The organism is Zooshikella harenae (genome assembly GCF_018837975.1).
Lineage (GTDB): Bacteria > Pseudomonadota > Gammaproteobacteria > Pseudomonadales > Zooshikellaceae > Zooshikella > Zooshikella harenae.
On sequence record NZ_JAGSOY010000011.1, the window covers coordinates 24,661 to 48,470 of the forward strand.

At 38.5% G+C, this 23,810-nt stretch carries 25 protein-coding genes; 12 read left to right on the forward strand and 13 right to left on the reverse strand.

Annotated features, from left to right (window positions below):
• Window positions 1–45: 45 nt before the first annotated feature.
• On the reverse strand, window positions 46–1,143 hold the full coding sequence (locus tag KCG35_RS06940) for a glycosyl hydrolase family 18 protein (RefSeq protein ID WP_215818955.1): 1,098 nt from the start codon (window positions 1,141–1,143) through the stop codon (window positions 46–48).
• Window positions 1,144–1,450: 307 nt separating this feature from the next.
• On the opposite strand from KCG35_RS06940, the gene recQ reads away from it, so the two are divergent.
• Together recQ and KCG35_RS06950 are read left to right on the forward strand one after the other, a co-directional pair.
• On the forward strand, window positions 1,451–3,616 hold the full coding sequence (gene recQ / locus KCG35_RS06945) for a DNA helicase RecQ (RefSeq protein ID WP_215818956.1): 2,166 nt from the start codon (window positions 1,451–1,453) through the stop codon (window positions 3,614–3,616).
• 512 nt (window positions 3,617–4,128) lie between these two features.
• Window positions 4,129–4,593 carry a hypothetical protein gene (locus tag KCG35_RS06950; protein WP_215818957.1) on the forward strand — a complete coding sequence of 155 codons (465 nt, stop codon included), beginning with the start codon at window positions 4,129–4,131 and terminating at the stop codon, window positions 4,591–4,593.
• 37 nt (window positions 4,594–4,630) lie between these two features.
• Here the strand turns inward: KCG35_RS06950 and KCG35_RS06955 are convergent, their stop codons facing one another.
• From KCG35_RS06955 to KCG35_RS06965, 3 genes are all read right to left on the reverse strand, one after another.
• Window positions 4,631–5,188, reverse strand: coding sequence for a hypothetical protein (locus KCG35_RS06955; RefSeq protein WP_215818958.1), 558 nt, complete (start codon window positions 5,186–5,188; stop codon window positions 4,631–4,633).
• 100 nt (window positions 5,189–5,288) lie between these two features.
• A complete protein-coding gene (locus KCG35_RS06960) occupies window positions 5,289–5,540 on the reverse strand; it encodes a DUF1294 domain-containing protein (RefSeq protein WP_309227319.1) in 252 nt (83 codons plus the stop codon).
• A 252-nt stretch (window positions 5,541–5,792) separates the two neighbouring features.
• Window positions 5,793–6,182, reverse strand: coding sequence for an MmcQ/YjbR family DNA-binding protein (locus KCG35_RS06965; RefSeq protein WP_215818960.1), 390 nt, complete (start codon window positions 6,180–6,182; stop codon window positions 5,793–5,795).
• Window positions 6,183–6,325: 143 nt separating this feature from the next.
• Here KCG35_RS06965 and KCG35_RS06970 point away from each other — a divergent pair, with 143 nt between their 5' ends.
• Window positions 6,326–6,862 carry a GNAT family N-acetyltransferase gene (locus tag KCG35_RS06970; RefSeq protein WP_215818961.1) on the forward strand — a complete coding sequence of 179 codons (537 nt, stop codon included), beginning with the start codon at window positions 6,326–6,328 and terminating at the stop codon, window positions 6,860–6,862.
• A gap of 63 nt (window positions 6,863–6,925) precedes the next feature.
• On the opposite strand, the gene KCG35_RS06975 is transcribed toward KCG35_RS06970, so the two are convergent.
• A complete protein-coding gene (locus tag KCG35_RS06975; protein WP_215818962.1) occupies window positions 6,926–7,150 on the reverse strand; it encodes a hypothetical protein in 225 nt (74 codons plus the stop codon).
• Between the two features lie 413 nt (window positions 7,151–7,563).
• Here KCG35_RS06975 and KCG35_RS06980 point away from each other — a divergent pair, with 413 nt between their 5' ends.
• The gene (locus KCG35_RS06980; protein WP_215818963.1) at window positions 7,564–7,881 is read left to right on the forward strand and encodes a hypothetical protein; all 318 of its coding nucleotides are present in this window, start codon (window positions 7,564–7,566) and stop codon (window positions 7,879–7,881) included.
• 8 nt (window positions 7,882–7,889) lie between these two features.
• Here the strand turns inward: KCG35_RS06980 and KCG35_RS06985 are convergent, their stop codons facing one another.
• The gene (locus KCG35_RS06985) at window positions 7,890–9,158 is read right to left on the reverse strand and encodes a Y-family DNA polymerase (RefSeq protein ID WP_215818964.1); all 1,269 of its coding nucleotides are present in this window, start codon (window positions 9,156–9,158) and stop codon (window positions 7,890–7,892) included.
• A gap of 131 nt (window positions 9,159–9,289) precedes the next feature.
• Between KCG35_RS06985 and KCG35_RS06990 the strand changes: the two genes are divergently transcribed.
• Window positions 9,290–9,991 carry a phosphohydrolase gene (locus KCG35_RS06990; protein WP_215818965.1) on the forward strand — a complete coding sequence of 234 codons (702 nt, stop codon included), beginning with the start codon at window positions 9,290–9,292 and terminating at the stop codon, window positions 9,989–9,991.
• Between the two features lie 85 nt (window positions 9,992–10,076).
• On the opposite strand, the gene KCG35_RS06995 is transcribed toward KCG35_RS06990, so the two are convergent.
• Window positions 10,077–11,069 (reverse strand): polysaccharide deacetylase family protein, encoded by a 993-nt coding sequence (locus KCG35_RS06995; protein WP_215818966.1) that lies wholly within the window; start codon window positions 11,067–11,069, stop codon window positions 10,077–10,079.
• A gap of 232 nt (window positions 11,070–11,301) precedes the next feature.
• Between KCG35_RS06995 and KCG35_RS07000 the strand changes: the two genes are divergently transcribed.
• Both KCG35_RS07000 and KCG35_RS07005 read left to right on the forward strand, forming a co-directional pair.
• The gene (locus KCG35_RS07000) at window positions 11,302–12,492 is read left to right on the forward strand and encodes a phage tail protein (RefSeq protein ID WP_215818967.1); all 1,191 of its coding nucleotides are present in this window, start codon (window positions 11,302–11,304) and stop codon (window positions 12,490–12,492) included.
• A 2-nt stretch (window positions 12,493–12,494) separates the two neighbouring features.
• The gene (locus KCG35_RS07005; RefSeq protein WP_215818968.1) at window positions 12,495–12,977 is read left to right on the forward strand and encodes a hypothetical protein; all 483 of its coding nucleotides are present in this window, start codon (window positions 12,495–12,497) and stop codon (window positions 12,975–12,977) included.
• Window positions 12,978–13,113: 136 nt separating this feature from the next.
• Here KCG35_RS07005 and KCG35_RS07010 read toward each other — a convergent pair whose 3' ends face one another.
• A complete protein-coding gene (locus KCG35_RS07010) occupies window positions 13,114–13,581 on the reverse strand; it encodes an Hsp20 family protein (RefSeq protein WP_215818969.1) in 468 nt (155 codons plus the stop codon).
• A gap of 180 nt (window positions 13,582–13,761) precedes the next feature.
• On the opposite strand from KCG35_RS07010, the gene KCG35_RS07015 reads away from it, so the two are divergent.
• Both KCG35_RS07015 and KCG35_RS07020 read left to right on the forward strand, forming a co-directional pair.
• Complete coding sequence (locus tag KCG35_RS07015; RefSeq protein WP_215818970.1) at window positions 13,762–14,520, forward strand: M15 family metallopeptidase; 759 nt, start codon at window positions 13,762–13,764, stop codon at window positions 14,518–14,520.
• A 4-nt stretch (window positions 14,521–14,524) separates the two neighbouring features.
• A complete protein-coding gene (locus KCG35_RS07020; protein WP_215818971.1) occupies window positions 14,525–15,247 on the forward strand; it encodes a helix-turn-helix transcriptional regulator in 723 nt (240 codons plus the stop codon).
• 177 nt (window positions 15,248–15,424) lie between these two features.
• On the opposite strand, the gene KCG35_RS07025 is transcribed toward KCG35_RS07020, so the two are convergent.
• On the reverse strand, window positions 15,425–15,790 hold the full coding sequence (locus tag KCG35_RS07025; RefSeq protein WP_215818972.1) for a VOC family protein: 366 nt from the start codon (window positions 15,788–15,790) through the stop codon (window positions 15,425–15,427).
• Between the two features lie 569 nt (window positions 15,791–16,359).
• Complete coding sequence (locus KCG35_RS07030; RefSeq protein ID WP_215818973.1) at window positions 16,360–17,136, reverse strand: EAL domain-containing protein; 777 nt, start codon at window positions 17,134–17,136, stop codon at window positions 16,360–16,362.
• 465 nt (window positions 17,137–17,601) lie between these two features.
• Between KCG35_RS07030 and KCG35_RS07035 the strand changes: the two genes are divergently transcribed.
• From KCG35_RS07035 to KCG35_RS07045, 3 genes are all read left to right on the forward strand, one after another.
• On the forward strand, window positions 17,602–18,186 hold the full coding sequence (locus KCG35_RS07035) for an adenylyltransferase/cytidyltransferase family protein (protein ID WP_215818974.1): 585 nt from the start codon (window positions 17,602–17,604) through the stop codon (window positions 18,184–18,186).
• Between the two features lie 136 nt (window positions 18,187–18,322).
• Window positions 18,323–18,937 (forward strand): NUDIX domain-containing protein, encoded by a 615-nt coding sequence (locus KCG35_RS07040; RefSeq protein WP_215818975.1) that lies wholly within the window; start codon window positions 18,323–18,325, stop codon window positions 18,935–18,937.
• 45 nt (window positions 18,938–18,982) lie between these two features.
• On the forward strand, window positions 18,983–19,537 hold the full coding sequence (locus KCG35_RS07045) for a hypothetical protein (RefSeq protein WP_215818976.1): 555 nt from the start codon (window positions 18,983–18,985) through the stop codon (window positions 19,535–19,537).
• A gap of 1 nt (window position 19,538) precedes the next feature.
• Here KCG35_RS07045 and KCG35_RS07050 read toward each other — a convergent pair whose 3' ends face one another.
• The 3 genes from KCG35_RS07050 to KCG35_RS07060 form a co-directional block, all read right to left on the reverse strand.
• Window positions 19,539–21,392: a GGDEF domain-containing protein gene (locus tag KCG35_RS07050; protein WP_215818977.1), complete on the reverse strand. Its 1,854-nt coding sequence runs from the start codon at window positions 21,390–21,392 to the stop codon at window positions 19,539–19,541.
• Between the two features lie 171 nt (window positions 21,393–21,563).
• On the reverse strand, window positions 21,564–22,439 hold the full coding sequence (locus KCG35_RS07055) for an endonuclease/exonuclease/phosphatase family protein (RefSeq protein WP_230409067.1): 876 nt from the start codon (window positions 22,437–22,439) through the stop codon (window positions 21,564–21,566).
• Between the two features lie 76 nt (window positions 22,440–22,515).
• The gene (locus KCG35_RS07060) at window positions 22,516–23,229 is read right to left on the reverse strand and encodes a thiol:disulfide interchange protein DsbA/DsbL (RefSeq protein WP_215818978.1); all 714 of its coding nucleotides are present in this window, start codon (window positions 23,227–23,229) and stop codon (window positions 22,516–22,518) included.
• Between the last annotated feature and the right edge of the window lie 581 nt (window positions 23,230–23,810).

Sequence of the window (23,810 nt, forward strand, 5' to 3'; positions counted from 1 at the left end):
GGTATTTGTTAAATAGGGTTAATGGTATTAAATTGTGTGTGAAGACTATTGACTAAAGCATTGTTGATCTGCTTTCACATTAGGCCAAATAGCTTGTAAGAATGTTTCAGAATTTCTATTAACATTGAAAACCATCATTCCACCGCCAAGTTGCCGAGCTTTTAAGCAAGCTGAGATTTGTTTAGCTGTTGATGAAGGTGTTATTACAGTAGAAACTCCGATACCAAGCTTTTGTTTTGACATACCTGAATTTAGATAGCCATCAACCCTATTACAGCCAGAAGACCAGTAACTCATTTCCCAACCATAAGACAGCTGTTCATGAAGTTTTTTATTTTGCCATTGTGCATTAAAATAGCTTTGATCATGAAAAAGCGCTTTAGAAATAATTTTGTTTGGCATAATTTCACGCAGTGCGCTGGTCACTTTTATTAGGGAGTTATCATACTCACGATTACACTTCGAGTATTCATCATCAATATCAATCCCATCTAGTTTATACTTATCAACAGCATTTTTAAGAACCTTGGCAAATGCACGTGCTTGCTGGATATTAGCGAAACAAGACCAACCAGCATTTTGGTGATTACCAAGTACATCCAATACTACTTTGATTCCTTTCGCTTGAAGTTCTCGGACTTGGTTAATATTGTTTTCTAATAAATCAGTCACCTGTGGATTAAGATTTAGTGAGGCTTTGTCTCCGTCGTAGTTAATATTGGCGGCAAAAATCACTGCTATATCAAATAGAGGTTTACCATTATCTTTGATGAAGCATCCTGCATCACGAACTGGATAATCATTTACCTCTACATAGGCGACTTTTAACATATCGTCTTTAGGTGATTGTGGCCCATCATGATCAATACGCTTACACAGCGAGGTTCCTAGGTGTCGAGAGTCATTTTTTATGACCTTACAGCCATAACCTGGGCCTGATAATGAAGCATGTTCATTCAAACGAGCAATATCCCAGTCATTAAGTAGAAGGCAATACTTTTCTCTTTCAATTGCTACATCTTGCAAGGAGATATGGGTATAGTTATTTGGGCAGTATTGGCTATCAATACGGGTAATATCTGATGCCATCGATAAAGCCGTCTGAGTGATTAGGTATGCTAATGGGATTAGTTTTTTTATCATGTCGCTATTCCATTTTTTTGTTATGTCCTTTATTTGCAGATATAGAAAATAGACAAGAAGATAATTTGTCAAGTCAAACCTTAAAAGAAAGTCAGAAGTATTAGTCGGGTTATTGATTGCTCGTCTAAGGCTAGAGTGGTATATCCCGAGAATTAGCTCTAAAACAGAGGTTGTATAAAAAATAATCACTTTGGCTTGATTAGAAAGGGGTGGCATAATAGTCAAATGAAAACGCTGCGTTGTGAGAAGATCTTCTACGTAGCCTGTGTAGCAATGTGTGCAATGAAGGATTTCTGTTGACAGTCTTATGATTGAGCAAGCCCAACATGTTTTGAAGCATGTATTCGGTTACGATAACTTTCGTCCATTACAACAGGAAGTGATTACCAATATCGTATCTGGTAAGGACACACTTGTTATCATGCCTACAGGGGGAGGTAAGTCTCTCTGTTATCAAATCCCTGCGTTGTTGTTTTCTGGCATTACGATTGTCGTATCCCCTTTGATCTCTTTGATGAAGGATCAGGTTGAGCAGTTAACACAACTGGGTGTAAGTGCTGTCTTTTTGAATAGTAGCTTGAGTGTTCAAGAGTATCAGCACAATATTGATATGATCTTGCGTAAGGAAGTGAAGCTCATTTACTTAGCGCCAGAAACACTCTTGCAAAGTAAAATTTTATCGCTGCTTTCTACTATTGAGATTGCTTGCGTCACGATTGATGAAGCGCATTGTATTTCCGAGTGGGGACATGAGTTTAGGCCTGAATATCGTCAGCTCCTTCAGTTAAGAAGCATATTCTCTCATGCGGTCTATGTTGCACTGACAGCTACCGCTACTCCTCAGGTTCAGAAAGATATATGTAATAACCTGAACTTAGATGACCAAAATACATTCATTGCTAGTTTCAATCGAACGAACCTATTTCTTCAAGTGTTACCTAAAAAAAATCCTTTGCAACAAACATCACAGTTTCTGCAAAATTTTAAGCAACAATCTGGCATTATTTACTGCTTAACCCGACGGCAAGTTGATGAACTAACAGCTCATCTACACTATCAAGGCTACTCTGTGTTGCCTTATCACGCAGGTCTTAGTGATGAAGAGCGAGCAAAAAACCAAGATAGATTTATTCGGGATGATGTCAGTATTATCGTTGCAACTGTAGCATTTGGCATGGGTATAAATAAGCCTAATATTCGCTTTATTTTGCATTATGACTTACCAAAGAACATAGAAGGCTATTATCAGCAGATTGGGCGAGCTGGGCGAGATGGTTTACCGGCCCAATGTTTGTTGTTATTTGGTTATAGTGATATTCAAAAACTCAGGTACTTTATTGAACGGATGACAGAGCATGAACAAACCCATGCAATTACACACCTTCAAGCAATCATAGGGTATGCTGAGACGGAAAACTGTAGACGCGAAATACTCATTAATTATTTTGGTGAAGATTATTCCACTGATAATTGTAAGCTATGTGATAACTGTCTTTCTGAAAAAACACCGAAGACTGATGTTACTGTGGCTGCTCAGAAGTTTTTATCTTGCGTAAAGCGAACAGGCGAAATTTTTGGTGCATCTTATATTGTGGATGTGCTTAGAGGTTCGAATTCAGCTAAAGTTATCAGCAATAACCACCATCAGTTATCGACTTACAACATTGGGCTAGAGTACAGCAAAGATACGTGGATGTTACTTGCGAGACAATTTATTCAGCAGGGTGTTCTTGTCCAAGACCTACGGCTAGGTGGTCTGAAGCTTAACGCCAACTCCTGGTTGGTTATGCGAGGACAGAAGGTTGTACGAGCACGGTTTACGTCTTCTGCTAATCGCAGTAATAAACTATTAGATGAGCTTAATTATGATCAGCTTCTTTTTAGCCAACTAAGACAATACCGAAAAGAATTAGCGGATAAAATGGATGTACCGCCATACACAATATTTTCTGATAAATCACTTCAGGAAATGTGTATATATTATCCACAAAACGAAACAAGTATGCTAGCAATCCATGGAGTTGGTGATGCTAAGTTTGAAAAATATGGTGAAGAATTTTTAGAAATTATTATCCATTACTGTGCTCAAAATAATATTCAAGAAAAGCAAAAAAATATATCGAAGTTAAGTAAAATAAAGAAGCGTAAAATAGACACTCGTAAGTATATTGTAGTGAGTGAGCGATATAATAACGGAGAGACAATTGACCAGTTGAAGAGTGAGTTAAATGTGACTCGAAATACTATTTTGAGTCACCTATATCACTTTATTATGGATGGTGGTAAATTGCGCCAGGATAACGAGTTACTTGCACTTTCTGGGCTTTCTAAAGCGCAAAAAGAGCAAGTAATCTCACTATTTGATGAATTAGGGTTTGAACGATTAAAGCCTATTTATCAAGCTTGTAGTGAAGACGTTAGTTACGATGAATTGCATATATTGCGTATTTACTACCTGATACAGGCTTCATGATTGTTAGTCAATATTTTGGACTAACTACAAACTCTAGAAATGATTCATGAAGGGTATAAAATCCATTTTCTAAAGTACCTTTGTTCTATGTCTGCATAACGCCCCTCGAACACGAAGTGAATCTTTCCTTGGAGGCCGCTGTTTGTAAAGATAGTGATTGCGACAAACCGTTCGATGCGCATTATCCAGACTTTGTCTACCCATTGCGCACATCGAAATACCACAGATGTTCATTCAATTGTGATTGAGGTATAGCAAGATGAGGGTTTGCAGTGCTTGAGTTGATTTGTGGAACAGGTGCTGGGAGCACAGTGAGTAGTAGAGACCAGGGATGGTCTTCTGCTGCGGGAGGAATAAATTAATTCATGCGCTGCATTGGCACAAATTCATCACGAATTATTTTTATATGCAATTGCCTTGGGTATACATCGAAGTATCACGGCTGTTCATTTAATAATGACTGAGGTATAGTAAAATTTTTTTACTTATATAAACTAACTAATGGATAGAGTATGAAAATTTATAAATTATTTTTAATAAGTACTGCCTTGTTGTCACAGATTGTATCAGCAGATGTATTGAGGTTTTATCAGGTCAATGAGAGTAGCGAAAAGCTTTGTGAAGAAGCTTTATTAGGTGATACTAATTTAATTGATCAAAAAATAAAAAATAACTTGGTGAGTATTGTTAATGTTGATCCTGATAAAAGTTTTAATGTTGATTCGACAACTAAAGATGAGAATAAATTGGTTATTACAGGGAAACTTTTTGCTGAACCTGAAGATCCTAATCAAAAATTATTAGGTGTTACATTGCATGCAATAAAGAAAAATTCAAGTGAAACACTGATTAAAACTGAAGTTAATTTAAAATATAATACTCCACAGTTAATTGCGGCGCTTTGTAATAGTAAGAATAGTGAATCGAAGGAAATGGAATCATCTGAGCTATGGTTTGCTACGTTAACTAAAAATTAAATATAGTGGGTCTTATGGCAAACTAGGGAAAGTGCGTTTAGCACTTTCCCTGAGTGTGGCAGGCAAGCTCGTAGTAGTCATTGTTGTTATAGGTAAATTCTTGAACAACATCAAGCCCAAGTTTTCTAGTATGAGCTTCGAAGGATCGAGTGTTGATTTTATTAATAAATGTGACCAGTATAGGATAACGTTTGGACATTTCCTTTTTGGCGAAATGAAATATATTTTCTAATGTACCACTGCCTCGAAGGTGTTTATCAATACATACAGGACCGTATTGGTATGAGTTTTCGATGCTAAGTGTTTGTCCAAAGTAGGTTAAATTTGGTAAATCCTTAATCATGTGTGCGAACATTGGCCAACTTGACCAAAATTTCCAAGATGCAGCCATCACGTAAGCAACCACTGTTTCTCCATCTTTTGCAATAAATAGCCCTTGCTCTTCTTGAATTAAGCTTGTTAACTGTTCCTTGGTAAAAGCTGTTGTCACAAATCCACTTTCTTTATCCTTTTCATTAATAGAATCAATTTGGTATTTATAATGAAGTGCTAAGGTACTATCAATATCTTCGGGCTTGGCTATCTTTAACTGCATATGTAATTCGCTTGATTAGTCTTAAGGTTTAGCTGCAGTATATCATAGTATATAAATCGTATACCATAATAGATAGAGTAAACTTTGCTCCGTTATTGTGTTAATAAAGTTGATTCAGCACGGAAGAAGCATAAATTCCAAGAAAAGTTAGTGTACCTATATTGAGTAATACGGAAAGCCAAAAGATGACCTGAAAGGATGTCTTTTTCGTCTTATGATTAAATACCTGCTGACCTAACATGGCGCCAGGCCAACCTCCAAGAACAGAAAGCAGGTGTAAAGTGTTTTCACTGATTCGCCAACGACCTTTTTCTGCTGCAGATTTATCTACTTTATAGATAAAGAAGGTCACTAAACTTATAATACCGTATAGTATACTAATGTAATAAGGAACTTTATTGGTAAGTGTTAGATATCCAATAAGTATACTAAATATAAAAATGCTAATGATTGAATGTCTGTATTTCTTCATGGTGCTGATAGATTATATTTTACTGCGTATTAAAACTATTTTATGAGCATAGTGTGGATAATACAGAGAATTCTCTGTTACTGCTGTCTATTAGAGCTCATAATGAAACGCAGTATACAAGTTATGATATTATCAAGTCTTATAAATGACTGCTTTGCCATGTCTGAGTTCCAGGCCTGTACGTGTTGTTTTATTTAGCCCTTTAACAACTAAACTGTACGAGTTATCAATCATTCTTTCTATTTCACCTTTTGGCAGTGAACCATCAATGATTATTGTATTCCAATGCTTCTTATTCATATGGTAACCAGGTTTAACGGCTTCAAAGAGATCTCGAAGTTGACTTGCTTCAATGGGATCGCATTTTAAATTAAGGTTAGTGATACCATCCTTCGATGAAAGGAGTGCGAACATTTTTCCTAATACTTTGAAAACGGCTACGTCAGATCCAAAAGGGTAATCTTCTACAGTTTCTGGTTTTGTTAAGATGTACTGTTTGAGTTTTGATGTCGTAAGCGTCATTTATTTTACCCCTAATTGTTAGTCTGTTCACTAAGTTGATCTATCATTTAAATTAGTTTTTAGCTGATGATGGTATCAGATAGAAGCGTTAATCTTTTAATAATATAATCTGTCCATGTTAATGTTCAAAGGACTTCAATAAGATGTATATTAGAGAGTCAAAAAATGAAGACATAGAAGACATTATACATATTCATACGGTGGCTTTTGGTCATGATAAAGAAGCTGAACTTGTTGTTAACTTACTTAATGATCAAAGTGCTCAACCTATCTTATCACTATTAGCCTTCGTTGAAGATTTAGTTGTTGGCCATATTTTATTTACGAACTGCTACTTACCTGGCACAGAGCGAGATGTGTCTTCTGTATTACTTGCTCCTCTTGCGGTAATTCCTTCACACCAAAAGCAAGGCGTTGGGGGACGGTTAATAAAGCAAGGGCTTGATACACTCAAGGGTAGAAAGACTGAGCTTGTATTTGTGCTAGGGCATCCAAGCTATTATCCACGTTATGGGTTTTCCCCTGCAGGCTGTCAAGGTCTCCAAGCTCCTTATCCACTACCTGACCAGCATGCTGATGCATGGATGGTTCAGTCATTGGTGCCTGAAGCTATAAACTCACTTGAAGCTAAAGTTGTATGTGCTGATGCGCTTGATAGACCTGAGTATTGGCGTGAGTAAAAGCTTACTTTAGCTTTTACCAAAAGTGTTAAGTAGATGCCATCCTGGCATCTGCTACATTGATTAGCTTAAGGGTTTGAATGTGGCTGCATCAATAATGCACCAGATGTGTAATGGGATAGCAATAACTAAAGGAATAAGTAGAAATGATAAGCCATAAGCGCCACCCGTAAAAATGAAGAATAAAAGGGCAGCTAACAAACGGCCTTGAACCAGCTGACCCAAGCCGGGAATGAAAAAGCTACATAATGCGGCTATGACATTACCGCCAGAACCCTGTCCTGACATACTTATACCTCTGTAAAAAGCAATTTACGTTATTTGTTTATTCTATCATGAAGGATTTACTTATAAAGTATGGTCTTTGTATATATTTGTATATTTCAGAATAGTTAATGATAGTCTATAGCCTTATGTTTTTCTTGTACTCGACCCTGTAAAGCTTGAACTTTGTTACAAAAACGATGAGAAATGTTTCTTGGTTGTCCGTTAATTGAAAGTAATCGGCAGAACGACTCATGATGTTTATTCTACTATTAATAGGATAAGGTTTTTGTAATTATTTCTATGGTTCTCTAATGTATGGACTTATCCTAATGAAAAAATTAACAGGTAATTGCTAGGTAATAAAAAATTGGAAAGTACTTTTAATGTTAAGAAATACCAGTAAGTACTATAAAACTATAGTTTATAGGTGATACATGATGAAATATTTATTAACAGGGTTGCTGGTGGTTTGTTTAAATTTAATGACTAGTTTAGCTACGGCTAAAAATGATAAGCATCATGATAACTATAATAGTTTACCTCCAGGGTTACAAAAGAATGTAAACCGTGGGAAGCCATTACCACCAGGGTGGCAAAAAAAATTCGCAAAAGGTGATACTTTAGATGATTCAATCTATATTCGAGGAAAAGTGGTTGTACCTTTAGGTAGAGATGGTGCGATTACTATTAATGTGGATGGCACATTTATTAAATTGTATGAACATACCCGAGAAATCATTGATATTTTTTAGGTTCGTATTTATTTAACTTGCACTCGTTTAATTTGGTTCCAGTTACTTAAATAGTTTGGTGATAATTGTGTGCGTGACATTCGCCACGCTTGTTGAATACCATTGCTTGCTAAAAAAAGGCCATTGGTAAATTGGTGATTAATCGCATCAACGGTATTCATAAGTTGTAATGCTGACGTGCTATCATATTGTGTTGAAAAAAAATCGTGCTGAACCAAACGCGAATCACTCAAATCGCAAAGCATGACACCTGCTTTAGCATAAGCAAACCCTGGTTGATAAATTGCCTTTAAGCCTTTTAGTGCGTTTTGGACCAGCAAGCGAGAGTCCATAGTGGGATAAGGTAATGGTATAAATACACTGCGTCTGTATTGGCCTTGACGATCAAAAGGACTGGTTCTGATGAAAATCATGATGGTTTTTGCTGTAGACCTTTGACTACGGAGCTTTTCAGCTGCTCGTGATGTGTAGCTGCTGATAGCCTCCTGAAGGTCTTCTAGGCTAAAAACACGCTTAGAAAATGATCTACTACAGATGATTTGTTGTTTATCGGGGGCTTGATGTATGAGCTCGATACAAGGCTCGCCATTGAGTTCTCTAACGGTGCGTTCTAATAGCACATTAAAACGTTTACGAATTTCTTTTGGTGGAATACACGCTAAGTCATAAGCGGTAGATAGGCCCATTGCTTGTAGTTTATGGCTTAATTGACGACCAACTCCCCATACCTCTCCCAAAGGCATTGCCTTGAGTAGCATGGTCTCCTGGCCAGGCTGGACTTCATACACGCCGTTATACTCAGGATGCTGTTTAGCATAATGATTGGCCAGCTTAGCCAGGGTTTTAGTAGGCGCGATGCCAATGCTCATGGGGAGGCCACAATATTGTGCTAAAGTGACTCGAATTTGTTGACCATAAAGTATGGCACTTGATGAACCTGCATAGAGGTTAGTTAAGTCCAGAAAGGCCTCATCAATGGAATAAACTTCTACATAAGGTATGAAGCTTTCCAATATACTCATCAGCCGTTGAGACATTGCTCCGTATAGACTGTAATTGGATGAGAATACAGCAACATTATGTTGCTGAATGATGTCACGAGCTTTGAATACAGGAACACCCATACCAATACTTAAAGCTTTAGCCTCTGCAGAGCGAGCGACAATACAGCCATCATTGTTGCTGAGAATAACAATAGGGTGATCTGCTAAATCAGGTCTGAATACCCGTTCACAACTGGCATAAAAATTATTAGCATCACAGAGTGCAATAGTCATAAGGGAGTTAGTTGTACTGTATGTAAGTACAGTATAGCTAGTATGGAAATATAGAACAATATTTGCGCATTGTTATGGTACTTTGATAACAAAGAGTTAAACACAGGATTGATTAGTAACAGGTAGCTCACTTGAATATTACAGATTGGGAAAACCGGTTCACCGCATACCTACAAAAACAGTTAAATGACGCTGAAGATAAGTCTCATGACCTGTGTCATGTAAAGCGGGTGTGGAACACAGCGAAAGGTATTATGAGTGAAGAAGGTGGGAATAAACTGGTAGTTATTGCGGCTTGTTATTTCCATGATATTGTTAATTTGCCTAAGAATAGTCCTGACAGGCATTTGTCATCAGCTTTAGCTGCCCAAAAAACACTTTCCATTTTAGTTGAAAGCTTTAGTGACTTTCCTAAAGCTTATTATGATGATGTTGAGCATGCAATTTGTGCCCATAGTTTTAGTGCGGGAATAAAACCAACAACGCTGGAAGCAAAGATTGTACAGGATGCTGATCGAATAGAGGCTTTAGGGGCCATTGGTTTGGCAAGAGTATTCTATGTTGGGGGGCTAATGGGGCAAGCATTATTCGATGGAAATGATTTATTTGCAGATACCCGTGAACTCAATGATCGTCAGTATGCGCTTGATCATTTTCAACAGAAACTATTGAAATTGCCTGAAACAATGCAAACAACAACAGGTCGGAAAATAGCGATTCATAATGCAAACTATTTAATTGATTTTATGGCGAAACTGTCCAGTGAAATTAAAGGAGAGCATCATACAAAAGATCCTGAGGTGATTACTCGCTTTGGATCGATGTTTCTGTAATTGAGATTAATTAAAAAACGCTAGCCTGATCAGAGAAAAAATGGCTAGCGAATTTTAAGTTTTATTGTAAAAGTGAGTGAGATGTTTAGAACGTGGCTGAACTTAGTGGGAGTTGAATCCACTCAAAAGGCACTTGCTGTTCTTCAGTATAATTTTCGAACAAATCGACTGCATCACGGATACGGTGTAAATATTTATCTGCAGTTTCCTGATGAAAGCCAATTGAAACATAAATAGTTTGTTGGGGATTTTTCCGCCATTTTTCAATATTTTGTTTCAATACCGCTAACATTTCTGGTCCAGTAATATAATCCGCCAGGATACCATTATCAGGGATTTCCCATAATGGTGAATACGCAGGGCCTATAAGATAGGGTTGTGAGACAGGCGTAATCGTAGTCCATAAGCCATTAAGCCAGTTATATAATCGATTCGACCAACGTCTTCCTTTTAATAATGCAGGTGCTGTAGCGGAGGAATCAAATAAAAAGCCTTCGGCTGATAGTGCAGTGATTACATTAGGTTCTGCCATCCATCCACCAGCACGGAAGCTGACAGGCTGCTTAAATCCATTATTGATCAAAATTTGTTTGCTGACACTGATAATATCTTTCAACTCATCTGTGGTATAAGCACTAATGGGGACATTAGCACCACAGTCTCCACTGGTATAACAGCTATTGAGTGATATTGGACCAGGATAGGACCAGTTAGGGGAGCGTCTGAACGTAACATTTGCATACTCAACAAGAGAGCGCCAGGCGTGAATATGTAGACCATGTTCATCATTATTGCGCAGCACCTGCTTGATTTTCCTGGTAACCTTATAAGGATTAGCATTAGTCTTAGTGTAATACGCTGCATTTAAAAAGTGGAGCAGCCCAATATGTGGATAATCTTCCCGAAAGGCTTCCATTGCCTCTAAATTTTTTTCATCTAATATTCTACCCTCCCAATCAACACTGATGATACCAATTACCTTGCCTTGGGCATGAACTTGGCTAATTAATGTAAATATCAGGAATGCGGATACGAAAATAAAATGTATAACAGACTGATGCTGTTTGCATACTCTCATGACAAGTTCCTTTGTACAGAATTCCATTACAACGCACGACAGTTTACCCACAAAGTATAAAGCTTGGAAGCTTGGATTTTACTAAATAATGCATAAGCTGTTTATTGTCTTTAAACAGTGTTGGCTGCTGTGAAATTTGTGAAATATTTCACCTGATCATCAGCGTCATTAGCAGGGATAATAAGACCCATCAAGACGCAAGGCAGAGTGATGTCTCTTTGAGGTAACATATATGGAACAACAGTTTTATAGCCTGCTGACTCAGGTAGGTAAGGCTAAATTGGTCAATTATCATGTACTTGGAAAAACGCTAAATTTATCCAAAATACAAGTAGGTGATGGTGGCGATAAAAAAGGAAAAGAGGTTTTTCCTACAGAAGATGATACGCAGCTTGTAAATCTACGCTGGGAAGGGAGTATCAACCGTATTTACGCAGACAGTAAAAATGAAAATTATTTAGCGGTTGAAGCCATTATTCCTGAAGATATTGGTGGCTGGTATATCACAGAATTTGGTATTGTTGATGATGAAGGTGATTTAGTCGTTATTGGTGGATATCCTAAAACGTATAAACCAAAACTTACCCAGGGATCTGGTAGTAGCCTTTATTTGAAAGTACTTTTTGAGGTATCTAACGCAGAAAACGTTCAGTTAAAGGTTGATCCATCCGTTGTTTTAGCATCACAGGGCTTTGTTTCTGATAAATTTAATGAACATTTATACGATAGCAATCCTCACAAACAGTACTTAAAGAAGGACGAGTATAGTTCAAGTCAAAAGCAAATATTGTCAGAGTTATCGAGACTGCCAATTTATCCAGAGGTATTAAATAAAGATAACCGCTTAACGATTACCAAAAATGGGAATGGCACAGTTACAATAGATAAAGGTCAGATAATTAGATGGCGTGGGCATAAGGATTTCCCTACAGACAATTATACAGAAGCGCAACGGACTTTTAATATCGATAATAATAAAATGTATCATTTAAGATGGAGTCCCGAAAAAGGATTTTCATTAAATGACTTGGAAGATAATAAATATAATCCTGAAAAATTAGATGAAAAAGATAAGTCATTTGATACTCAGTATGATGATATGCTGGTTGCTAAAATTGACAGAAGTAGTACTACAAGTTTGATTAACTCTATTCATCTAATGACTGATGGTATATTTATAAATATAGTGGATGGTAAGAGCTTAGAAACGAAAATTAATTGGTCTAGAACCCCTCGAGGCTATGTGGTGGGAATGCATGATCCAGATGATAATGTGAAAACAGATTATGGCATTGTTCCAGATGCATTTGGAGAAATTGGAATAGAAAATACGCGATATAATGCTTATTTGAAAATGGTTTCCTGGAATCAGACAAATGGAACTAGTGGTTATTTATCTGCAAGAGTCCGTTGGGAAGCATAAAAATGAAAGCAATCCTTGATAGAGATTTAATTATTGGTACGGTTACAGGGCATTGCAACGGTATTGAAATACCTGTTTATTTGCATAATCATAAACTATATACTCTACGCTTTAATGGAGAAGACATAGTAAGTATATCTCAATATAAAAAATTCTACATTGATAAAACGGGTATAAAACATATCATCCAACATAACTCAGCATGGCAGCCATTAGTATGTGATTTCGATGATGAGTTGATCTTAGAAAATGGAATTTGGCGTATTAAAAATAATAATGATAAATATAATGAAACGATAAACAGTGTGAGCGCTAAACGAAGAAGTGACTATATAAAAGAAGCTGACCCTCTAAAAAATGAATATGATTATGATCTTATCGTTAATCCTGGTAATGCTGATGCTAAGAAACACCAGTGGATTGCTAAAGTGAAAGAGATAAAAGCGCGTTATCCTTTTCCATCAAAAGCCACATTTAATCTTTAGTAAGCTTATTTGAATAACTTCTGATTACAAGGAAATTATTAATGTTTTTTAGATAAAAAGATGTGTGGCCGTGACAATAGTGTCACGGCCAAATAAAAGTACTAAAACCCTTCGTTATGGGTACAAAACCTATAAATTAAGCTACCTTTTCTTTACTTGTTTTGTGTTCCAGGACATTCTCGGAAGCATTAATAGCAATGGTTTTAGGCTTCATTGCTTCAGGTATTTCCCTAACCAAATTAATGGTCAGCAGGCCATTATTTAACTCAGCGCCAGTGACTTCAACATGATCTGCCAGGTTGAAACGGCGTTCAAATGACCGACTAGCAATACCTTGATAGAGGTATTTCCTTTCTGTTTTATCTTCAGCATTTTTACCTTTAATTGTTAATATGCCTTGTTCCATTTTAATATCGAGGTCTTCCCGACTGAAGCCTGCTACTGCAAGGGAGATGGTGTAGCGGTTATCATCAATGACCTCGATATTGTAGGGCGGGTAAGTACTGCTGGTATGGTCATTACGTAAAGCTGAGTCTAGCAGAGACGCTAGTCGATCAAACCCTACAGAACTGCGATACAGGGGAGTAAAATCAATTGAATTCATTACATATCCTCCTTTAGAAGCGATACGAAATAAAGCCAATAAACACGGACTTCATTACTCTGAAAAGACGTAGTGAGCTGCGCTCAAAACTTAATATAGAGCTTTTAATTTGTTTTTCAAGGGCGCTAAATGACGATAATATGGAATTGTTTGTTTAAGGATATTAATTGAGTAGCATTTATGGATGATAAGCTGTCTATACTGATGAAAACGCCAATAGAGCATGATTATTCTGAAGTATCTACTGATCAGTTACTTGAGTTACAGCAGAACGATCAAGCTGTTGAATTGACCCCATTATCCCGGCTAAAGTTAGCAAACAGCTACTTTCTTGAAGGTCACTATGGCTGTATTGAACGCATGTATTGTCGGGAGGTGGTTGCAAAGCGATTACAGTTATTATTAGCTGTTTTACCTGAGACATTGGGTGTTATCGTTTTTGATGCATTTCGTTCTATTGCAACACAACATTCACTCTTTGAGTCTATTTCAAAGGATATACGATGTCGTTATCCTGATTTAACTGCAGGTGAATTACATACAGAGGTCAGGAAGTTTGTCGCCCATCCTGATGAACCATCTCGTTTCGCTATCCCTCCTCATAACTCGGGCGGTGCTATTGATTTAGCACTGTTTAATGTAAATACAGGGAATCTGTTAAATTTTGGATCAGGGTTTGATGAGCAGACACCGCTAGCTGTTACGGATTATTTTGAGCAGCCTTATGATCATAGCCAAACCTTGTTTAATGAGACACAATGGTTAACTATACGCAACAATCGTCGTCTATTATTTGGCTTAATGAAGTCATATGGGTTTGTTAATTTTTCTTGTGAATGGTGGCATTTTGACTTAGGTGATTGCTTATGGGCAAATGAACTAGGTATTGATTGGTATTACCCATCAATGGAACAAGATGTGCGAACATTAAAGGAGTAAAGTTATGCAAAAGGTTGATCCTAAGTTAGCGCGTTTTTTTGATCAATTGCCTGGTGCTTGGGGATGCAAGGACGCTGAGTCTAACTTTATGTATGCCAATGAGGATTATGCGAGACTGATTGGTCTTAATCATCACTTTGATATCATCGGTCGAACGGACTTTGATATGCCTTGTGAAACGGTTAATTGTGCAGAGCAGTTTCGTCGTCAAGACCAGCAAGTAATAGGGGCTAATAAAAAGCTAAGAATATTAGATATTCATCCGTTTGCTGGTGGTGAATGGAAAGCCTATATTTTTACTAAAACCCCGTTACTCGATGATAATGACTATATAATGGGTACTATTTTCCACGGTGCAGATATTACATCTGCATCGACCGTTGAGCTTGGTTCGCTGTTGGGACGAATCCAAATGGGCGCTGCCCAAGGGGACAGTCTTGTCAGCCAATCAAGCTATATTTTGGATAAATCCTATGGGGCTGTTAAGTTAACTGAACGACAGTCAGAGTGTTTGTTTTACTTAATAAGAGGTAAAACGGCAAAAGAAATTGCGCAAATATTGGGTTTATCTATGCGAACAATAGAAATCTATATAAATCAACTGAAAACCAAGTTTAATGCCCAAAGTAAAGCTGACCTTATTGATCAGTCAATAAGTATGGGCTACCTAGCACTAATCCCTGAACGTTTATTTTGTCAGCAGCTATCCATAACCTTGAGGGATTAAGTTAATGGTTTTGATAAAGGGGGTTGAGACTTAACGAAGCAGCTTCAGTGGCAAAGAAACTTATGGCTACTTCGTTAATGTGTTTCACTCTCTATAAGTATTGGAGTGAAGAATCCTTTTGGCGAGTTGTGAAGTGGCTAGCTTGAACGCACTGTTATGTTATTCACTTTAACCATATCAGTGCGGTGAAACTAAAGTCAGAATATTTTGGTCAGGGTCATACACATGGATTAGTTTCATACCATCTTCTAACTTTTCAGGTGAGCTGTACAGTTTGACATGCTTTCGCTTTAAACGGCGTAATGTTTTACGCATATCTTTGACAAGTAAAGAAATACCTGTGAAGCGACCAATAAACTGGCTTTTATCCAGACCATCAGTAGAAATGGTTTCGAGAACTAGTTTGGTTTCGCCAGTATTAAAAACAGCGAATTGTGCCTCCATATTTACATTTTCAACTGGCAGGCCTAGCTGATGCTTGTAGAAGTCCAGAGCTCGGCTGAAGTTGTAGGTAAAAATTCTGACAGCATTCAAGGTATACATTCGCTGCTTATCTCCACATCATGTTTCCTCAAAGAGACATACTGCATCACGTAAGGTTGCAATTTACTTACGGCCCAAGTGTCATCAAGCATACAAGGCATTAAATGAAATGAAAGGGGTTTTTTCATTGGAAGTGTACTGTATTTGGTGGATGTTATTAGTGGTGTTGTGCTAATACCAAAGACATCACACCTAAAACAGATACTAGATCAGTTTATTAAGCCTTCATTGAAGAATAACAATAATAATTGGCTTATACCCTTCGTTACGGGTATTTATTGGCCACGTTAACGTCACTCACTGAAGGTATGATGGCATAAGATTCAAATAAAAAAAAACCCTGACCTTAGTTGGGGAAGTGTCAGGGTATATTACTTAACTTTGCCTTAGACAAAAAGGGGTAAACTTCAATACGTGTAACTAGACTAGCTAGATATTTGCCAAAATCCGTAGATTTACTCAACACGCTGTGCTATTTACCTACATCTAAGCGACAGGTGTGGACTAACGTTTACTATAGCAGTTGCGAAAGCAATGTAATTTTTACTGGATTGTATAATATTTAGCCGCTACAAAATATATTGTTGTAACTGTTGTATATGTTGGTGGAGTGTAGTGCTTCCAGCATATAAACTGGATGACGGTAATGAAAATAAGTTGCCCTGTAGCAAATCGATACCACTACTCAGGGCCAATACGGCCTGTTTCTCTGTTTCTACTGCCCTGATTACACTTAGGCAACCTACCTCATTTGCAACTGCAACAAGTTTCGTGAATAGATGACTTGTATGATGCTGGTTCTCTGTTCTGTGTAAATCTCGCAAATCACACTTGATGATGTCAGGTCTTATACTTTCAATGTGATAAGCAGTCGTTTTGCTAAGTTCAATGTCATCAAGTGCAACAAGTAGCCCAATTGCCTTATAGGTGTTGGCGACCTCTTTAAGTAATCCTTTGTCTTTGAAGGCTTTTTCGCTCAACTCAATAATCAACTGACAGGGTGAAAGAAGGCTTTGCTTTAAGAGATGGTCGAGTAAATACGAGTGACTGAAATCTTGTCTAGCTAACGCTTCAGTTTGTTTGAAGAACAGCCAATTACCAGATAGATCCTGAGCTGAGAAAGACTGGCAATGTGATATACGGCAAAGTTGATCAAGTAATACCAATTGATCCAGTCTTGTTGCTAAGCTAAATAGTGCTGCAGGGTTAGCTTTACTTTGCTGATGATTAGACGGAGGTTTGCTGCGGATAAACGCTTCATATCCAATCACTTGCTGATGGCGAATATTAATAATTGGCTGGAAGCTGCTACTAAGTGTAAAGCCTTGGTATATCAAGGGTGACATGATAATTCATCATATTCTGCCAAAGGGATAGGTGTTAGTAAGGTGCTCAGCTAAATAAGAGAGGCGCCTAATCTTAAGTTAGATAAAGGCCTAGGCATTGTAAAAAAAATGCCATATATTTTTTAAGAATAAAAAAAAGCCCTAACTATTGGGGGTGTTAGGGCGTTTGAAGAAATTCCATAAAGTTAAGGAGTGTCTTAACAGCGCAAATCCTACCAAAATACTAGTTACCACATATTAGTAGTTATACCCAAGTTGATTCGGTATACACCTAGCAAAATGAACTTAATTCCTTTATATAATACTAAGATGAGCTTAGTGCTTAGTAACCTTTTCTTACTCAGCACAGGCGAGTATAGATAGACATACAGCTTATTTGGCAGGATTTGGGCATAAATAATCTGATATGTATAAGTGATAACCAAGTTACTTAAAAAGGTTACTTAAATAGAAAAGGTTGTAGGAATGACTTTGGATAGTATTGGTGTATTTGGTTCCGCATTTAACCCGCCAACGTGTGGTCATTTAGATGCAATCAGACAAGCAGCCCCTCACTTTACAACTATTTTGTTACTACCAGCAGCAGCACATGCCTTCAACAAACAGATGCTGGATTTTCGCACTCGCTTAGAACTATTGCAGTGTTTTATAGGTGATTTACCCAAACTGAGCTGTAAAGTGGAAGTATGCACTATTGAACAGGATATCTTGAATAAGCAACCACAACAGCCAGTCTATACCTATGATGTACTAAAATTACTGTCAGACCAGTACTCACCTGGAACCAAAATTCGCTTTATTCTTGGCCCAGATAATGCGCAACCTGAGGTGTGGAAGAAATTTTATAAGGCCGATGAAATAAAGCAGCAATGGGGTACATTTGTTGTAAAAGAACTGGAAGCAGTACGAAGCACTTTAGTTCGTGAACAGCTTCAAAATTTCTATAAAAATGACGGTGAGGCACACACACATTTACATCAACAGCTTTGTAAAATGCTGACCCCCAGCGTGTTAATGTACATTCAACAACACCAGTTATACCTGTCTTAATTAAGTATTAATAAAACTATTTATAAACAGAGGTTGTGTGGACTATCTCCCTTTACAGGCCCGCGTAAAGCAACCGTCACTTAAGGTATATATCCCTATCTCTGTTGTAGCCATAGTTTAAACAGTGGATTTAGTTATGATTGCGCAACCTAAATTTGATCAGTCTAGTGTTGAAGTGGTTAAACAAGAGCGTGTTTTTTCAGGTTTTTTTAAAGTTGATCGTTATCAGCTTCGTCACCAGTTGTTTGCAGGTGGTTGGAGTCAGGTTATACAGCGTGAACTTTTTGTAAGGCCTGAAGCCGTAGGCGTGCTTTTGTTGGATCTTCAGAGGGAAACAGTTGTATTGGTTGAACAGTTTCGTGTCGGTGCATTGGCCGCTGATAAACAGCCCTGGTTGATGGAAGTTGTTGCCGGACTTGTAGCTCCTGGCGAGTCACTGGAAGATGTTGCACGTCGTGAATCAAAAGAAGAAGCAAACTGTGATATACAACAGCTCATCCCAATTTGTGAGTATTTATCGAGTCCAGGGGGGACTTCGGAAAAACTCACATTATTTTGTGGCTTGGTTGACAGTTCAAACCTGGGAGGAATTCACGGTCTCGAAGAAGAAGGGGAAGATATTCGTGTTCAGGTGGTTAAAATAGAGGAGGCGTTTACCCTGTTAGGTAAAGGGGTCATTAACAACGCAGCAGCAATTATTGCTCTACAATGGTTACAGATCAATTTGCCTAATTTACGCCACAAACTCTGAAGACTTGATATACCCTGAAGTCAACTGTCAGTATGAGAGTGAGTGATGGTTTATTCTACTTTGCGCTTTATGGTGTGTACCGTTTTGATAAGCATGCTTTCTGGATGCACACTATCAAAACTTTCATTGCCAAGTTTATTTGGACCTAATGAACCAACCGCTGACTCTCAGTGGGCATTGTTGCCTTTTGTTAATTATACCCAACAGGGCGATGCTGATGAGCAAGTGGAGCGAATGATCACTGTTTTGTTGCCTTCTCATGGTATAAGGCAGGTGAGGCATTATGCAAAGCCTGCTACGAATAAAGAATTGACGTTTGTTAATGAGGCTGCACGCTTACAACGTGCTAAAGCATGGGCACATAAAAAAGCGTTTGATTTTTATTTAAGTGGTGAAATTACAGAGTGGCAACATGGAGAGGATAATTCTCAACCTGTTGTTACTTTATCACTCACAATAACGTCTCTAGAAGATGGCGAAGAAGAAGTGATCTGGACGGTATCAGGTACTGGAACAGGTAAGCCGGGTGATACAGTTTATGATACGGCGAGAGGCTTACTAAGTACGCTTATGGCTAGTATGCCTAAAGTGGAAGACTAAATCATCCAATACAACATTGGTTTCGCCCACTTTGTTTGGCCTTATAAAGGGCTTCATCTGCTCTAGCAAATGCACTATGAGGATCATCACCTTTTTTGAGTGCGGTTAAACCAAAAGACGCAGTGACAGCCACTTCTTGCTGCTGAAAGTGAAAAGGCGTTGTTTCAATAAGCTTACGTACTTCTTCAATGACTTGCTGAGCATCTTCAATAGGGGTATTTGACATTAAAATTACAAACTCTTCACCCCCATATCTAGCCACAAAATCTACTTCACGTAACCGCCTGGTTAATAATTGTGCAAAAATCTTAAGTAACTTATCCCCAGCAAGATGGCCATATTGATCATTAATACGCTTAAAAAAATCAATATCAGCAATGCAAATAACTAAAGGCGCTTGATAGCGTTTCCAGCGAGCAAACTCAAGTTGGACTCTTTCTTCATAGGCTCCTCTGTTAGCAAGTGTGGTGAGTGGATCTCGTGTTGCTCTGTCACGCTCTTTGACCAAATCGGCTTGTAGCTCTTTCGTATGCTGCTCCATGCTGGCAATTCGCTCTACCAGCACGTTGAGTTGATCTGCAACTTGTGTGCGGTCTTTTGCTTGCTGGTGGTATTGCTCCATTGAAGAGAGAATATTATCTAAGCGATTCTCTACTGTATGTTTTAGGCTTTGTAAGTCTGCTGCTGATGAAATAGATTCGCGAATACTGCCCACATTGTTTTGAACCGAATTCTGCAAAGCACTGATATCAACCAGTGTGGCGTTCATACCTGCTTGAGCCTGCACTAAACGTTGCTGGAAATCACTGAGCCGGTTGTTCAGTTCTTGCAAGAAGTGTTGGAAATCTTCCCTATTTTGATTTATGACTGCAACAGCTACTGCTGTCAGACTTTCGAGTGTTGGTAGGAGCTCATACCACGTTAGAGGCTGATTTAGCAGTGTTTTTAGCAGGTCAATATCCTCTGAGAGGGCATCAACAGAGGGGAGCCTGTTAATAAACTCTTTAAGCAAAGACTCTATGCGCTTGAAGACCATTTGCTCTTGTTTATCAGAACTCTCTGCAGATTCTACTGGTAGGATGTTGTTGCTCTGCTCAGTTAATTCTGTTGGAGACTGAGGGGCTGTGTCGCTAGGTAAGCTGGTTTTACTGGAAGGTTTAAACAGCTTCTTCCAAAAAGAAGGTTTTTCTGAGGGAGCTTTTTCAAGCTCACTGACAAAACTTTCTTCAGTATCAAGGTGCTCACTAATTTGTGAGGGTTCTGGCTCAGCCTCGAGAAGCTCTCTTGCTAGCGAAGCATTATCCTCTCTTCCTTCTTCCAAGGGGGTATTCAGGTATTTTGAGCCAGGTTGTTTTGTCTCGGACTCATTTAACTGCATGACCAGTGTTTTTAGCGATTGAATATAGCCAGGAAACTCTGCCAGAAAGAGTGATTGCTTTTGGAGCAGTTTAATATTCTGTTTGATGGTTTTATTTTCACTGGCTAAAGCGGGGTGATCCCGAAGAAGCCTGAAGATGGATTCCAGCCCCTCAGATGATTTTGCGAGTGGTTGCTGTTGAATAATACGATCAGCTTGTTGTTGAAAACTTTCCACATGCTGGCTGATATTAAGTTGCAGGGTTTCTCCCCTAAGGCTTTGTTTGAGTGTTTGTAACTGCTCATCCAAAGGCTGGGCCATGCCCTCACACAGCACAATAGTGACTAAAAGGGTTTTACGCAGCTGGTCAATACTGCCCGTAGCTTGCTGCTCTAGGCTATCAAGCTGCTCCAGAGCATCTAAGTACTTAACACGTAAACGATCATCATCAGCTGAAGAATTATCACTAGAGTGGTCAGAGTTATTGCGTTGTTTCATGCCAGAGCTCTATGGCTTCTTAATTTCATTTTATAGAGACAAAACGAAAATACCCTTACAAGCATGGCACATTTAGTCTGGCTCGTTCGGAAATCTATTTAGAAAATATGTTAAAAGCCCACGGTAGCAATGTATGCCAAGGTAAGTGAATGAAATAATGTTGTTAAGGCGTTAGTTAGGAAAAGCCAGTTGAAAAGGAAGTTCGATATCGACTGCAACAGGTAGGTGGTCAGATAACCGTTTATTGAGAACATTCACTTCTTTAATTTTTATTTCATCACTGACGAGTATGTGGTCTATGGAGCGGGAAGGGCGCCAGCTTGGGAAAGTAAACTCTCCATTATGGACAGGGCGCAGATGGCCATAACGTAGTGGCGTTTTTTCTAATAACTGTTCTGCATGCGTATTCATATCCCCCATTAAGACGATATGTTTGTGTTCGGCAATCAGCTCATAAATATAAGAAAGTTGTCGATTTCGGCTACGCTGACTTAATGAGAGGTGCATCATGACAATAATAATATGGTCATCTTCATTCCCCAGGCGAACCACAATGGCACCTCTACCTGGTAGTCGTCCTGGCAGTTTATGGTCTTCAACTTGTAGGGGATTAGCACGACAAAGGAAACCATTACTGTGTTGCGCGAATCGACCCAAGTCTCGGTTTAGCTGGTGGTACCAGTAAGGGAAGTGTCCTTTTCGAGCCAAGTACTCAGTTTGGTTTATATAGCCACTACGAATACTTCCACCATCAACCTCTTGTAGCGCGACAAGGTCAAACCCTCTTAGTAAATGCGCTATTTGATCCAGGTTTTCATTACGGCGTTGAGAAGGTAAGACATGTTGCCAGCTGCGTGTCACGTAATGCCGATAGTGTTGAGTATTAATGCCTACCTGAATATTAAAACTCAACATTCTAAGTCGGTTGCTTAATATCACAGCAGGTGGCTGTAAGGTATTTTCAGACATCACATTCGCTAATGCAGGCTGGGCTTGTTCTCGAGAAGTGACCAGTTGCTTTAACGTTCTGACGGATGTCTGGAGCATAAAAACCTCATTCCAGGCGCTACCTACTGCGCATATTAAATAGCCTTTGTAATAAGCAGGTCTATTGTGCCATTGGTTAGTCTTCTTTGGCTGCTGAAGACTTCACGTTTGCTTCATTGTTACCTTCTTCTTTTGTTTCTACTTTAGCTGTTGTGGCAGGAGCCGCTTTTTCTTTAAGCAACGCCCTTTCTTTTTCAATTAAGAAATCAGCAACAGCAGTCACTTTGTTCTTAGGTGCGTTGACCCGATATTTGCCATTTACAATAACAGCTGGAACTCCTGTCAGGCGATAGCCACGGAATTTAGCTGCGGCTAAGTTCATTTGGCTGCTTACGCCAAAAGAGTTAAATGTTTGTTCGAATGACTCTTTTTTAACATCATATTTTGTTAAGAACTTCGCCATAGCCTCTGGTGCAGCCAGCTTATTACGCTCTTTATGAAATGCGTTAAAAATATCTGAATGCACTTTCTTATCTAATTTTAGAGCATTAATGGTAAAAAAGAGACGTGCATGCTGTCCCCATAACCCTTTGGTTACAGCTGGGATTTTTTGGAACTTTACGTCTTCAGGCAGTGTCTCCGCCCACTTATTGATGTATGGCTCTAGGTTGTAGCAGTGAGGGCAGCTATAGGAAAAAACTTCAGTCACGTTAACTTTGTTAGCATCAGCTGTTTTTACGGGCTGGGACAAGACGATATAGTCTTTTCCTTCCTGAAATGTTTCTGCCGCAATTGCCATAACTGGCATGACTGCTAAAGGAAGCAATAAACGGGACAAGTTTTTAATCATTCTTAGTTCACTCCTGGTAGTTGAGTTCAGTTTGCCTAAGGTTGAGTTGGACCACAAATCTTTACAAAAGCTCACTCACTATCCCCTCGACAAAGGGTATTTCATTGTTATTGTGGTGCTGTGAGTTAAAACACTCTTAATCCTGAGGTTGTTTTATTTGCGAAGATTGAAACTGGCTGCAGTAAAAGGCTAAATTAACGCCTTTCACGTCGTAAAGCCTGACACAATAACAAAGTCTGACATAGTAGCAGGGAAGCGTTAAAGGAGCAGGTCCATTTTTCTCCTTCCTTGTGTCACTTATCGATTAGTAAGCTGTTTGTGGTGGAAGAAGGTATGGTTTTTACGTTCACTATAAAACACTTGTCGTTTTAACAGAGTGTCGCAATTAAGCAAGTTTATCATGAAAAAATCACTCGCATTTTATAATGATTATGCTTAGAATCCGCGAAAAATCTTTTAACATATACGCTTTAGGGATGGCTCCACCGCATACAGAGTGACTTCACAGTACTACTCTGATCCTGGTTTTAAATGCTTCCCTAATATCGTTAAAACAAACCAACAAGTATTTTGCCTGAGTT

Bases quoted from the DNA above. Each gene is read 5' to 3' on its own strand.
- KCG35_RS06965 (WP_215818960.1), bottom strand. From the start codon at position 6,182: ATGACGCTTACGACATCAAAACTCAAACAGTACATCTTAACAAAACCA.
- KCG35_RS07005 (WP_215818968.1), top strand. From the start codon at position 12,495: ATGAAAGCAATCCTTGATAGAGATTTAATTATTGGTACGGTTACAGGG.
- KCG35_RS07000 (WP_215818967.1), top strand. From the start codon at position 11,302: ATGGAACAACAGTTTTATAGCCTGCTGACTCAGGTAGGTAAGGCTAAA.
- KCG35_RS07060 (WP_215818978.1), bottom strand. From the start codon at position 23,229: ATGATTAAAAACTTGTCCCGTTTATTGCTTCCTTTAGCAGTCATGCCA.
- KCG35_RS07035 (WP_215818974.1), top strand. From the start codon at position 17,602: ATGACTTTGGATAGTATTGGTGTATTTGGTTCCGCATTTAACCCGCCA.
- KCG35_RS07040 (WP_215818975.1), top strand. From the start codon at position 18,323: ATGATTGCGCAACCTAAATTTGATCAGTCTAGTGTTGAAGTGGTTAAA.
- recQ (WP_215818956.1), top strand. From the start codon at position 1,451: ATGATTGAGCAAGCCCAACATGTTTTGAAGCATGTATTCGGTTACGAT.
- KCG35_RS07045 (WP_215818976.1), top strand. From the start codon at position 18,983: ATGGTTTATTCTACTTTGCGCTTTATGGTGTGTACCGTTTTGATAAGC.
- KCG35_RS07015 (WP_215818970.1), top strand. From the start codon at position 13,762: ATGGATGATAAGCTGTCTATACTGATGAAAACGCCAATAGAGCATGAT.
- KCG35_RS06950 (WP_215818957.1), top strand. From the start codon at position 4,129: ATGAAAATTTATAAATTATTTTTAATAAGTACTGCCTTGTTGTCACAG.
- KCG35_RS06955 (WP_215818958.1), bottom strand. From the start codon at position 5,188: ATGCAGTTAAAGATAGCCAAGCCCGAAGATATTGATAGTACCTTAGCA.
- KCG35_RS07050 (WP_215818977.1), bottom strand. From the start codon at position 21,392: ATGAAACAACGCAATAACTCTGACCACTCTAGTGATAATTCTTCAGCT.
- KCG35_RS06995 (WP_215818966.1), bottom strand. From the start codon at position 11,069: ATGAGAGTATGCAAACAGCATCAGTCTGTTATACATTTTATTTTCGTA.
- KCG35_RS06985 (WP_215818964.1), bottom strand. From the start codon at position 9,158: ATGACTATTGCACTCTGTGATGCTAATAATTTTTATGCCAGTTGTGAA.
- KCG35_RS07030 (WP_215818973.1), bottom strand. From the start codon at position 17,136: ATGTCACCCTTGATATACCAAGGCTTTACACTTAGTAGCAGCTTCCAG.
- KCG35_RS07025 (WP_215818972.1), bottom strand. From the start codon at position 15,790: ATGTATACCTTGAATGCTGTCAGAATTTTTACCTACAACTTCAGCCGA.
- KCG35_RS07010 (WP_215818969.1), bottom strand. From the start codon at position 13,581: ATGAATTCAATTGATTTTACTCCCCTGTATCGCAGTTCTGTAGGGTTT.
- KCG35_RS06980 (WP_215818963.1), top strand. From the start codon at position 7,564: ATGATGAAATATTTATTAACAGGGTTGCTGGTGGTTTGTTTAAATTTA.
- KCG35_RS06975 (WP_215818962.1), bottom strand. From the start codon at position 7,150: ATGTCAGGACAGGGTTCTGGCGGTAATGTCATAGCCGCATTATGTAGC.
- KCG35_RS07055 (WP_230409067.1), bottom strand. From the start codon at position 22,439: ATGCTCCAGACATCCGTCAGAACGTTAAAGCAACTGGTCACTTCTCGA.
- KCG35_RS07020 (WP_215818971.1), top strand. From the start codon at position 14,525: ATGCAAAAGGTTGATCCTAAGTTAGCGCGTTTTTTTGATCAATTGCCT.
- KCG35_RS06970 (WP_215818961.1), top strand. From the start codon at position 6,326: ATGTATATTAGAGAGTCAAAAAATGAAGACATAGAAGACATTATACAT.
- KCG35_RS06940 (WP_215818955.1), bottom strand. From the start codon at position 1,143: ATGATAAAAAAACTAATCCCATTAGCATACCTAATCACTCAGACGGCT.